Here is an 11,844-nt window from a genome sequence, read left to right on the forward strand (position 1 = left end):
GCCCGGCCGCCCGAGCATGGATCGACGGCATAGATTAACCCCTATGCGCGTTCTTCGCCTGTTCGGAGTGGTCCTGACAATCTTCACTGCGGGCTTGCTGCTGGCGACACCCGGCGGCGCGCAACCGCCGTCCAAGCTCACCGATCACATCACTGACAACACCGGGGCGCTGACTAATTCCGGCCGGGCGGCGGTCAGCTCTGCGATCGACCGGCTCTATCGCGATCGGCACATTCAACTCTGGGTGGTCTACGTCGACAACTTCTCCAAGTTCAAACCCGAGAACTGGGCCGACCGAACCCGCAGCGAGAGCGCGATGGGCGACTACGACGCGCTGCTGGCCGTGGCGACGAACACCAAGCGGTACGTGTTCACCGCGCCGCCGAACATGGAGGGCCTCACGGCGGCCGAGCTAAACACTCTGCGCAGCAACAAAATCGAACCGGCGGTGAACGCCAATGACTGGAGCGGTGCCGCGGTCGCTGCGGCTGACGGCTTGAACAAAGCGCCAAGCTCGTCGAAGCGCATCTGGCTGCTGATCGCGATCGGCGTCATCGTCGCCGTGATCGTCGTGGTGGTGGCTCTCGTGCTCTATCGCCGTCACCGCCGGCGCGCCGCGCAGCGGGTCGACACTCGCGACGGCCAGGTCAACGTCGAAGCGCGCTCGTTGGCGCAAGCGCTGTCCACCGCGGACGCCAGATTGCGCCAGATCAGCGACTACGTCGCCAGGCATCGCCAGAGCATCGGCTCCGAGGCCCAGCGCCGGTTCGAAGAGGCGCAACGGCATCTGGAAGCGGCGCGCGGCAAGGAAACGACAAACGAACCCGAAGCGATTGCCTACGCCAACCGGGCGTCGACGCTGGCCGCGCAGGCACAATCGCTGGCCAACGCCGACGTGCAGGCGGCACACCGCACGCCACGGCGTCGAGGTACCGCCTCGACGCGGTGACCGGTTGGGTCACCATCGGCTCCCGCCGGATGGCGCGAATCGTCGTGACGCCGTCCTTGCTGACATATCGCCGCCGGTAGACCATCGACGTATGGGCATAACCCTGCGCGCTGCCGCCGTCCAGTTGGAAGCCGTCCTCGCCGACGTCGACGCCAACCTTGCTGCCGTCGAGCACCTGGTCAATGAAGCCGCAGCCGCCGGCGCGACAGTGATTGCCCTGCCGGAGTTCTTCACCACCGGCATCGGCTTTTTGCCGGAACTCGCCGATGCCGCGTTACCGCCAGACGGTCAGGCCACCGAGCTGCTGCTGAGCCTGGCGCGGCGCCACGGCGCCATGATCGGCGGGTCACTCTTGGCCAGGGACACCGACGGGCACGTGCGCAACGCCTACTTGTTGGTGACGGCGGATGGAATGGTGGGCCGCCACGACAAGGACCTGCCCACCATGTGGGAGAACGCGTTCTACATCGGCGGCCACGACGACGGCGTGATCGCGGCCGGCGACCTCACGGTGGGGGCCGCCGTGTGCTGGGAGCTCATGCGAACGCAGACGGTGCACCGGCTCCGCGGCCGCATCGACCTGGCGATGACGGGGTCGGGCTGGTGGTCGGTTCCGCGCTGGCACCCCACGGCCCTGTTCCGCCGGATGGAAACCCGCAACGCCGCAACCGCCCGGCGCGCGGCCCAATCCTTCGCCGGCTACATCGGTGCGCCCGTCCTTCACGCCGCGCACGCCGGGGCCCTGCGATGCCGGATGCCATGGCTGCCAATCGATTACAGCGGCCGCTTCGAGGGTGGAACCATGATTGTCGGCGGCGACGGTGTGGTGCTCGCCAGCCGTGACAAGGACCAGGGTACGGGCATCGTCGTCGCCGATATCGATGCCGGCCGTTACGCACCGAAAGCGCTACCGCCGGATGGCTTTTGGCTGCACCGCCGCGGGGCCCTGCCGGCCGCCGCGTGGAACTACCAGCGGCTGCACGGCAGGCGTTATTACCGCCGTCACGTGGCCCACAAATCGATCCGGGCCGATCTGCCGGCAGCATAATTCACGCCTGACCCCGGTTTGAATAAAGCGCACGTTCCCAGATCGTGGCCAGTGTGTCCACGAGCGCATCCACCTCCGCGTCAGAGGCGTCGGGGGTCAACGTCAGCAGTCGGTGAACGTTCATGGTCACCAGCGCTGTTGCGGTCCCGCGGGGATCGCCAAAGTTGCTGTTCGCGCCGTCGATGATCGCTTCGGCAACGTCGATCACCGGGTCGATCAGAGCCGAGCGGGCCGCGGCCACCTCGGGATCGTCGCCCGACGACCAGAACACCGCACGCAGAATCGCCCCGTGCCGGCGGTAGGTGTGCGCCGCGCTCAGCAGCGCCTCGCGCCCGGCCGCGACGGGATCCTCAGCCTGGCGCCATTGGGCCAGGGCCGCGTCCGCCTCAACACGCAGGGGCCGCACCAGTGCGCCGATCAGTTCGGCTCGGTCGCGGAAATATACGTAAAAGGATTTGCGCGACAGGGTGGTTCGATCCATGATCGCCGACACGCTGACCGCGTGAGCGGGCTGTTCGGCCAGCAATCCCGCCGCCGCCTCGAGGATTTCCCCGCGAGCCTCCGCGGGGGCGCGGCGGCGCCGTCGCGGGGGACTGGAGCCTTGGTCACGAGCCACTCCCGTTATTGCCACAGTGGCAGTATAGTCGGAGCCGTTACTGCCGCGCTGGCAGTAACGGGACTGAGAGGAGCTTCCGATGAGCTCTGGCTGGACGGGCACGGCGAGCGCCCCACGCTGGTATTGCGTGGTCATCGCGCTATTTCTCGGGGTGCGCGCCACCTCAACGTTGGTGGCGGGGGCCTGCTTCGACTTGCCCGGAGACGGCTGGCGATCGGTCTGGCAGCTGGCGATGGTCGTCGTGCTCGCGGTCGGTATCGCCTACCCCCGAGCCGCGTCCGCGGCCGTCCTGACGGTCGGACTCGTCTATGCCCTGGCCACCGGGCTTGAGGCATTTCACGGCACCGACCTGGTGGGCGTGGTGCCGGTCGACACGCGCGATCGCGTCGTTCACCCGCTGCTGGCGGGACTCGCGGTGTTGTGCGTGCTGCTGGGACGCCGCCACAGTGCCGACCGGCAGCCGTCGACTCGCTGACCGCAAGGACCACAACGATTTTCGGTGTGCCTCTTGCAGCCGGGACGCGCAAAAGGTCACCGGCAACCGCTTCGCGAGAGACTGAGCCGCGCCCGCTGCCAGCGCCCACCTCACAGCGCCCAAGTGCAGTTTTGTGAGTGGCTTGTAGCAAGTAGGTCATCGTGAGCAAGCCTTGCCGCAACAACACTTTCTTACGGTGCTCGCATGCCGCTAAAGACGCGCCAACACACGATCGACGACTGGGACGCCGAAGACGTCGACGCCTGGAACAACGGCGGAGCCAAGATCGCCCGCCGCAACCTGATCTGGTCCATCTTCGCCGAGCACGTCGGGTTTTCGGTCTGGTCGATCTGGTCGGTGATGGTCCTTTTCATGCCGCAGAACGTCTACCACATCGATGCCGCCGGAAAGTTCTTTCTGGTCGCGATGCCGACGCTGATCGGAGCGATCCTGCGCCTGCCCTACACGTTCGCGACCGCAACGTTCGGCGGGCGCAACTGGACCGTGTTCTCCGCGATAGTGCTCGTCATCCCGACGGCGTTGACGCTCTACTACATGGCCCACCCGCACACGTCCTACACGACGTTCATGGTCGTGGCGTCGGTGGCCGGGTTGGGTGGGGGCAACTTTGCCTCGTCGATGACGAACATCAATGCCTTCTATCCGCAGCGGCTCAAAGGGTGGGCGCTGGGTCTTAACGCCGGTGGCGGAAACATCGGCGTCGCGATGATCCAGGTCGTCGGGCTGCTGGTAATCGCGACCGCGGGCAACCGTTCCCCGCACTTCGTGTGCGCGGTGTATCTGGTTCTCCTGTCGGTCGCCGCCGTCGGAGCCGCGCTGTTCATGGACAACCTGACCAACCAGCGCACCAACGGCCGCTCGATGATCGACGTGATGGCATACCGCGATTCGTGGCTGATCGCGGTGCTCTACATCGGCACGTTCGGATCGTTCATCGGCTTTTCGTTCGCATTCGGACAGGTGCTTCAAATCAGCTTCCTGGCCAACCTCAGTCACGGCGGCAAGGTGACTCCGGCGATGACGGCACAGGCGGCGCTGCACGCGGCGCAGATCGCGTTCATCGGGCCTCTGCTGGGTTCGATCGTGCGGCCGGTGGGCGGTTGGCTGTCCGACCGGATCGGGGGCAGCAAGGTCACGCTGTACACGTTCGCCACGATGATCGCCGCGGCCGGCTGGCTGGTGGGCTTCGGTGCGATGGCCGACGCCAAGCATCGCGCCCCGTCCGGCGGCGTTCTGATTGCCTACGTGGCCGGGTTCGTCGCACTGTTCATCCTGTCCGGAATCGGAAATGGCTCGGTCTACAAGATGATCCCGTCGATCTTCGACGCCAAGGCGCAGAGCAACGACGGGCTTGACCCGGCCGAGAAGGCCGACTGGTCGCGCCGGATGTCGGGCGCGCTCATCGGAATCGCCGGCGCCATCGGCGCGCTCGGCGGCGTCGGCATCAACGTGGTGCTGCGGGCGTCGTACCTCTCGCCCGCGAAATCGGCGACGACGGCGTTCTGGGTCTTCCTGGGCTTCTACGTGTTGTGCGCGGTGATCACATGGTTCGCGTACGTGCGCACCCCCGGCACGAAACGCGAAGCGAAAGCCGCCCTGGCCGGCGAAGCGTTCGCACCGGCCGCGTGAAATTGGTTGGAAGCCAACAGGGTTGAGCGAGTCGGCTACAAGAACGGCTTGATCGGCTCCATCCAGATCGGCGAGAGCAGCACCGGGTCGGTCCAGGCCGGCCACAGCAGCGCCGGGTTCGCGCCCGGCGGCGGCCAGTTGTTGTCGTTGGCGTAGGCCCATACCTCCCACGGGTTGTCGTAGTACGACGCCGTCTCGACCAGGCTGAACCAGTCCAGGTTCGGGTGCAGTAACCAGTAGCCGGTCCCCACGAAGTAGCCGCCGACCGCCCAAGCCCCGTAACTGGTCTGGAACAGCGGGCCGAAGAGCCTGCTCTGCCAGACGTGGACCTCTTCGTGGTTGACCATGACGTCGTCGGCGCCAGGACCGGTTCCGAGATGGGTGGTGACGTTGCCCATCGTCGTGGCAAAGCCGGGCAGCCCGATGCCGCCGCGATAGACATGGGAACCCACCAGCGCGCTGAAGGCGGCGTCGTAGCCGCCGCCGTTGGGCGTCAACGCGTTGAGGGCTTGCACGCCATAGCCCAGCGCCGTGCCCTCGAAGCCCCACGTGTAGTCCAACAAAAACGCGGCCCATCCGCGCCAGTCACGAAAGTTGTAGATGCCCAACTCGCGCTGGGCGAGCAGGTTCAGGTCGTTGATCGCCGCGTCGGCCACGCCCGTGCCTGCGGCACTGCCGGTACCGATCAACGGGCGCCCCACCAACGCCTCGGCGGACGCGTTGACCGCACCGAGCAGCGACGCCCCCGCCTCCTCGGTGGCCATATACGAGCCGGCCGCCGAGTTGAGCGCCTGCAGAAACTGCTGTTGAAATGCGCCGGCCCGGGCGCTGAGCGCCTGATATTGCTGCCCGTAGGCGGCGAACAACGACGCCACCGCCTGCGAGACTTCGTCGGCGGCGGCCGCCGCCATCCCCGTCGTCGGGACGGCCGCCGCCAGGTGCGCCGCGCTCACCGACGAGCCGATGCTTTCCAAATCCGCGGCGGCCGACGTCAATACCTCGGGGGCCACCACCAGAAGCGACACTGCCGTTTCCTCCGCATCGATCATCGATCCGTCTCGGCTTGAAGAGTATTCATGTGTTATCGCGGCATGTGCACTTTTTAACGCATCGGCAGTTCGACGGCGCCAAAAGTAACCCGTTTACTCTTCCTGGCGCCCGCAGCACTCTTAGGCTCTACGCGTGCGCTTGTCGTGGCCGTTGACCGGCCGCTCACTGGAGATGCGAACGATCGAGGCCGCCATCATGGCCCCGGATGTTTCCGGCATCGTTGTTTGCGGTGCGGCGGGCGTAGGCAAGAGCCGGATTGCCCGTGAGGCCTTGGCGGCGGCCGGGTCACGGGGATGGGACGCGCGGATTGCGGTCGGCACTTCCGCGGCGCGGGCAATTCCACTGGGCGCTTTCGCGGCGTGGGCGGGGTCGGGTGCCACCGACACCGTTCAGCTGCTGCGGGGCGTGATCGAGTCGCTGACCTCCGCGTCCCCAGGCGCTGCCGTCGTGGTGTGTGTCGATGACGCGCATCTGCTCGATGAGCTGTCGACATTCGTTGTGCACCAGATCGTGCAGCGCGGCGCGGCGAAAGTGATACTCACCGTTCTCGACGGTGAACCGGTTCCTGCCGCGCTGCAGGAAGTGTGGAAGGTCAGCCAGTTCGATCGGCTCGACCTGCAGCCACTCGCGCTCGACGACACCACCAAGCTGCTGTCGGCGACATTAGACGGTTCGGTGGACCCGGACGCCGCTCAGCGCCTGTGGAACCTTACTCGTGGCAATGCTCTGTATTTGCGCAACATCGTCGAGCAGGAGGTGGGTGACGGCCGAATCGTGCATGAGCACGGCTATTGGCGATGGGTCGGCGATCCGGTGATGCCGCCGGGCCTGGTCGAACTGATCGAATCGCGCATTGGGGCCTTGTCCGCGCCGGTTGGCGATGTGGTCGACACGCTGGCCGTAGGGGAGCCGATCGAACTCGCGGTCCTGCAGCGGATCACCGATCCGGCCGCCATCGAGGAGGCCGATATCCGTGGCCTGATCACGCTTGAGCCCGTCGTCGGCGGCGTGGAAGTGCGGGTGGCGCACCCCCTCTACAGCGAGGTGCGCCGCAGGCGGGGGGCACCCACCCGGCTGCGACGGTTGCGCGGGCTGGTCGCCGCCGAGCTCGCCGCAGCCGATAACCGGAACGACATCCAGGTCTTGGTACGCCGGGCCACGTTGAGTCTTGGCTCCGACCTCACACCGGACGCCGGCCTCCTCGTAAGGGCGGCCCACGGCGCCGTCTGGCTGGCGGATCTGGCCCTCGCCGATCGACTTGCGGTGGCGGCAATCCGCGCGGGAGCGGGGCCAGAACCGAAATTTGTTCGGGCGCATGCCCTTTCGTGGCTGGGTCACGGAGATGAGGCTGACGCCGTGTTCGCTGAGATAGACGCCAGCGAGTTGACCGAAGTTGACCACGCCAGGCTCGCGTTTCTGCGGGCCAGCAACATGCTCTGGGCGCTTGGGAATCCCGCGCGCGCCAAAGAAATCATCGACGAGGCGTCGCGCACCGCATCGCCGCAGGCCCGCAGGTATGTGGACGCGTTTCTCACGGTGTACTGGTTTGCGACCGACGAACCGGAAACGGCGGTCCAAGCCTCGAAAAATCTGGTACTGGACGACCTGCCGGCCATCGTTGGCCCCGAGATAGCCTGGACGCTCGCTGCCATAGCCGCGGATTCGGGGCGCACCGCCGAGGCCGAGGCCATCGCAGAGGCCGGATACACCGTTGCCACTCGCTCTTTCGACGCTCCGCACATGAGGTTCAACATCGCCGACGCACACGTCGGCGCCCTGCTGCTGGCCGGCCGGATTGCGGACGGTCTCCGGGTGGCCGACCGGGTGCGCCGGCAGGCGGCCGACCTTCCCGGGGCGGCTCAATTGCTCGGCGCGGCCGTGGCGGGTGGCGCCGCCCTCGGTGCCGGACGCCTTGATTCCGCGGCTGCATTGCTTGAGCAGGCGGCAGTGGGGCTGTTTGCCACGCACGCGTTGGGCTGGGGATATCGCTACAGCGTCCCGCGCGCGACGGCGCTCGCGATGCGCGGTTCGACCGCGGAGGCAGCTTCTGTACTTGGCGCGCTCAACAAACAGCGGCGTCCTTTCCGGTCGCTCGACTTTGAACGGAGCCTGGCCCGAGCGTGGCTGGCCGCCGCCCAGGGTGCCGTCAGCGAGGCCATCACCGTGTTGCTGTCGGCGGCCGAAAGGGCCTCAGCCAAGGGGAGATTCGCGGTGGAAGTGGTCTGCCTGCAGACCGCCACCCAGTTCGGTGACCGTTCGGGCCTACGCAGATTGCGCGACCTCGAAGCGATCGTCGAGGGACCGCGTGTCGGTGTCGCCGCGCGGTTCTCGGCGGCCCTGAATGCCGGCGATGCCGCCGAATTGGCCGCGGTATCGGAAGAATTCGAGCGGATGGGCGACCTCGTCGCCGCCGTCGATGCCGCCGCCCAAGCCGCCCTCGCACATCGCAGCCGGGGCCGACGGGGATCGGCCTTGGGATGTGCGGCGCGGGCGGAGGCGCTGGCCGAACAGTGCGGCGGCGTGTGGACTCCGGCGCTTCGCCAGGCAAGCGAACCCGTTCCGTTCACCGATCGCGAACGAGAGATCGTGATGCTGATCGGTGCGGGGTTGTCCAACCGCGAAGTCGCCGAGAGGCTGACCGTTTCCGTACGCACCGTCGAAAGCCACATCTACCGGGCCATGTCGAAGACCGGCACCACCACCCGCGACGAACTCGCCGCCCTGATACCCGCCCGTGGGGCAGGAAAAGAGTGACATCGCCGGTATTGATTTCGGCATCGCCATACTGATTCGCCGCCGCGCGATCGTCTGCACGCTGCTCAGATGGGCAACGAACTCTGCCGACGGCACCGGCGCCTATTCCGTGCCGGGGATCATCGCCTCGGCCCAGGCGATGTGTCCCTCGAAGCCAAGGGATTCCGCCATCGCGCGATAGCGCCCCACCAAGTCCCGGTAAGCATTCGCGTCGCCGCGGGCCCCGGCCAGTAGCGCGCGCAGTCGCAGCAGCGTGATTTCGCGAATCGCCCAAACGTCGTCTGGCCGCAGGTTCGCCAATCGGTCCATCGCCTCTTGGGCCTCGGCCAGGTCGCCCTCGGCGCCACGTTCCAGCAGCGTCTCCACCAGAACGCCGATGCCCCAAACGCAATACCCGATCCGTTCCTCCCGGCACAGCTCTTCCACGGCTTTACGTATCGCAGTAAGGGCAGCATCGCGGTCGGCGCGCTTTGCCATCTCTTGGGCGGCCATCAACTCGCTGTTCGCGACAAGGGTGGGCATACGCTCGCGCTGCCACTCGCGGGCCCGCAACACGATCTCCAGCCCGCGGCGACGGTCGGCCGCACTGTCCCGGTGCAGCAGCACCGAACCCAATGCGTACTCGGCGAAGATCAATGCGATATCGCTGCTCGCCCTTTGGGCGGTCTGCACCGCCTCCTCGATCGTGCGCACTACGGAGTCATCGGCCCGAACCACCCCATAGCGAACCCCCGCGCCGTAGGTCCACGCGAGGACGACGCCAAGGCTCGCCCCGTCGCTGTTGCGGGCCATCGCGACGGCGTCATCGAAGTCCTGGCGCCATCCGGGGCGGCCCAGCCACCACCGAGCAAGGCCGCGTAATGCCATCGCCACTGCGAGCGGCGATCCCAGACCGAAGCCGGCGCCCTTGGCGGGGTCGCCGTCGGCCAGGTCGACGACGGTCTGTGACCACCGCAGGATCTCGCCGAATTCACCGTCATTGAACCAGTTGGCGAACGCTACGAAGGCCAATCCCGACGTCAAGTCGGGATCTCCGATCGATTCCAGCAGCGCCATCTGTTCGGATACCAGCCGCGATCGCTCACCCGGGCGCCCAACGTAGAGGAGCTCGGTGGCCAGCCCGGTCATGCCGATGGCCAGCGAGACCTTGTCCCCGGCAGCGGTGCACAACTCGCGCAGTTCGGCGAAGCGGCCGCGGATTTCGGAGAATGCTCGTCCTTGCCAGTCGGTGGCACACAGCATGGTGCGGGGGGCGATGCGCATCGACGGCTGGTCGGCGTCGTCGGCGGGCAGCGCGTCGGCGAGCTGGCTTGCCCGTTGCCAGCTGACTCGGGCGGCGTTCAGATCGCGGTTGGTGGACCACGCGGCGGCGCGCATGTGCCAGCCGTATGCCTCGCGCAGCTCGCCCGCGCCCTGCAAATGTTCGGCGATCAGCGCCGCGTTTTCCTCCACTGAGCCGGGCGCACGTTCTTGGATGGCGGTGGCCAGGCGCCGATGCCACTGGGCGCGGTCGGATTTCAGTTGCGATTCGTAGGCCACCGCGCGGATGAGCGGATGACAGAAGGCGTACTCGGCGCTCGGTATGAATCGCACCTGTTCGATCAGCTCCGCGCCCAGCAGCTCGTCGAACACCGCATCGACCTTGAGCGCTGCCAGCAGCTCCGTCCCGAAGCGAGCTCCGATCACCGAGGCCGCGGTCAACGTCCGCCTGGACGCGGTATCCAGCCGGTCGATGCGCGCCTCGATGGCCGCCTGCACCGTGGCCGGCACGCTGACGTCGGCGGCATTCGACCGACATACGTAGGCGCCGCGCTTGCCCGCCAGCACCTCGCGCTGCACCAATTCGCGCACCATTTCCTCGGCGAAAAACGGGTTGCCGGCGGCCCGTTCGGCGATGTTTGTGGCCAGTTCGGCGACCGAGGGATCATCACCGAGCAGCTCACCGATCAGCGTCGCGGCGTCCGAATCACCCAGTGGGGCAAGCGCTATCGTCTGGGCGCGATGCACCCGCGTGAGCGCTCCCTCATATTCCGGGCGGTAGGTGATCAACACCATCGACGGGGTGTCGGCAATGACGGTGAGGAAATCGGCCAGCATGGACTCGCTGACCGCGTCGATCCAGTGCGCGTCCTCGATGAGGAACAGCGCCGGTCGGGTGCGTGCCAGCGTCGTCATGTTGATCAGTGTGGTCAATCGGCGCCGCCGCGCATCGGGGTTGATCTGGGGGAGGGGCACTTTCGGGTCGGCGATGCCGAGCAGATCCTCAAGCAGCAGCACATCCTGCGGGTCGGCATCCGGAATCTGCCGTCGCACTTTTGTCCGGGCGGTGTCGCCGTCGAGCTCGGCCACGCCCATCCCGGACCTCAGCAGTCGCGCCACCACACCGAAGGAAATGTCGCGGGCGTGCGACTCGCAGAACGCCCAATAGACCTCGACGCCGCGACCGGCGGCCAGCGCGGCAACCTCGCGGGCTACTCGGCTCTTGCCGATGCCCGGCGGTCCCGTCACTCCCACGACACCGCCGTTACCCCCGATCGCGCGGTTTACCGTGGCGTCGAGGGTGGCCATCTCCCAGCGCCGACCGACGAGGCTGGCCTCGGCCCTGCGGACCAGGCCATCGCGGGGGCGGATGGCCAGCAGTCGGCGCGCGCGCACCGGTTCGTCGGCCTCCTTGATGCGCAGCCATTCCGGTTCGGCCAGCGTCACGGCGTGTTCGACCAGCCGCGCGGTCGATTCCGAGACCATCACGCCGCCGGGGGGCGCCACCGACTCCATTCGGTGTGCGAACCCGACCGTCTCGCCCGTCGCGGCGTATCTCAACCACCGCGACCCAACCTCACCGGCGATCACCCGACCCGAGTTGAGTCCCACCCGCAACCGGAACGCCATGCCATCGCGTCGGGCCACCTCGTCCGCCAACCGGCTGGCCTCTTCCTGAATGGCCAATGCGGCAAGGCACCCCCGAAAGGCGTGATCCTCCAACGCAACTGGGGCGCCGAACAGCGCCATCACCCCGTCGCCGGTGTACTCGACCAGTCCGCTGCCATAGCGCCGCGCCACCGCCGCCGAGCACTCCACCAGCTGGGTCATGATTTCGCGGAACCGCTCGATGTCCACGGCCCCCGCGAGGTCCATCGACCGCACCACGTCGGCGAACAGCACCGTCACCTGCTTGTACTTCGCTGTGTCAGGCGACACCGAAGTCGGGGCACCACACTCGTGGCAGAACTTGGCGCTCTCCTGCAGGCCAGTGCCGCACGACCCGCATGCCACGCCCGCCGTCATCCGAGCACCACCGATCC

8 protein-coding genes are annotated in these 11,844 nt (G+C 67.2%); 5 read left to right on the forward strand and 3 right to left on the reverse strand.

The window, feature by feature from the left end; genetic code table 11:
- The first annotated feature begins 43 nt into the window (after positions 1 to 43).
- Together A9X00_RS05520 and A9X00_RS05525 are read left to right on the forward strand one after the other, a co-directional pair.
- Entirely contained in the window at positions 44 to 949 is a 906-nt protein-coding gene (locus A9X00_RS05520) for a YgcG family protein (RefSeq protein ID WP_067150188.1), read from the forward strand.
- A 91-nt stretch (positions 950 to 1,040) separates the two neighbouring features.
- A complete protein-coding gene (locus tag A9X00_RS05525; RefSeq protein ID WP_067150189.1) occupies positions 1,041 to 1,997 on the forward strand; it encodes a carbon-nitrogen hydrolase family protein in 957 nt (318 codons plus the stop codon).
- 1 nt (position 1,998) lies between these two features.
- Here A9X00_RS05525 and A9X00_RS05530 read toward each other — a convergent pair whose 3' ends face one another.
- The gene (locus A9X00_RS05530) at positions 1,999 to 2,628 is read right to left on the reverse strand and encodes a TetR/AcrR family transcriptional regulator (protein ID WP_369830719.1); all 630 of its coding nucleotides are present in this window, start codon (positions 2,626 to 2,628) and stop codon (positions 1,999 to 2,001) included.
- A 64-nt stretch (positions 2,629 to 2,692) separates the two neighbouring features.
- Between A9X00_RS05530 and A9X00_RS30560 the strand changes: the two genes are divergently transcribed.
- Together A9X00_RS30560 and A9X00_RS05540 are read left to right on the forward strand one after the other, a co-directional pair.
- Positions 2,693 to 3,088, forward strand: a complete 396-nt coding sequence (locus A9X00_RS30560; RefSeq protein WP_197515067.1) for a hypothetical protein — start codon at positions 2,693 to 2,695, stop codon at positions 3,086 to 3,088.
- A gap of 204 nt (positions 3,089 to 3,292) precedes the next feature.
- Positions 3,293 to 4,738: a NarK/NasA family nitrate transporter gene (locus tag A9X00_RS05540; RefSeq protein ID WP_067150199.1), complete on the forward strand. Its 1,446-nt coding sequence runs from the start codon at positions 3,293 to 3,295 to the stop codon at positions 4,736 to 4,738.
- 35 nt (positions 4,739 to 4,773) lie between these two features.
- On the opposite strand, the gene A9X00_RS32710 is transcribed toward A9X00_RS05540, so the two are convergent.
- A complete protein-coding gene (locus A9X00_RS32710) occupies positions 4,774 to 5,763 on the reverse strand; it encodes a PE family protein (RefSeq protein ID WP_082974709.1) in 990 nt (329 codons plus the stop codon).
- A gap of 157 nt (positions 5,764 to 5,920) precedes the next feature.
- Here A9X00_RS32710 and A9X00_RS05550 point away from each other — a divergent pair, with 157 nt between their 5' ends.
- The gene (locus A9X00_RS05550; protein WP_067150204.1) at positions 5,921 to 8,542 is read left to right on the forward strand and encodes a LuxR C-terminal-related transcriptional regulator; all 2,622 of its coding nucleotides are present in this window, start codon (positions 5,921 to 5,923) and stop codon (positions 8,540 to 8,542) included.
- Positions 8,543 to 8,644: 102 nt separating this feature from the next.
- Here the strand turns inward: A9X00_RS05550 and A9X00_RS05555 are convergent, their stop codons facing one another.
- On the reverse strand, positions 8,645 to 11,827 hold the full coding sequence (locus tag A9X00_RS05555) for an adenylate/guanylate cyclase domain-containing protein (RefSeq protein ID WP_067150206.1): 3,183 nt from the start codon (positions 11,825 to 11,827) through the stop codon (positions 8,645 to 8,647).
- Between the last annotated feature and the right edge of the window lie 17 nt (positions 11,828 to 11,844).

The sequence above is a fragment of the Mycobacterium sp. 1245805.9 genome, from assembly GCF_001672915.1.
In the GTDB taxonomy this organism is placed as follows: Bacteria; Actinomycetota; Actinomycetes; order Mycobacteriales; family Mycobacteriaceae; genus Mycobacterium.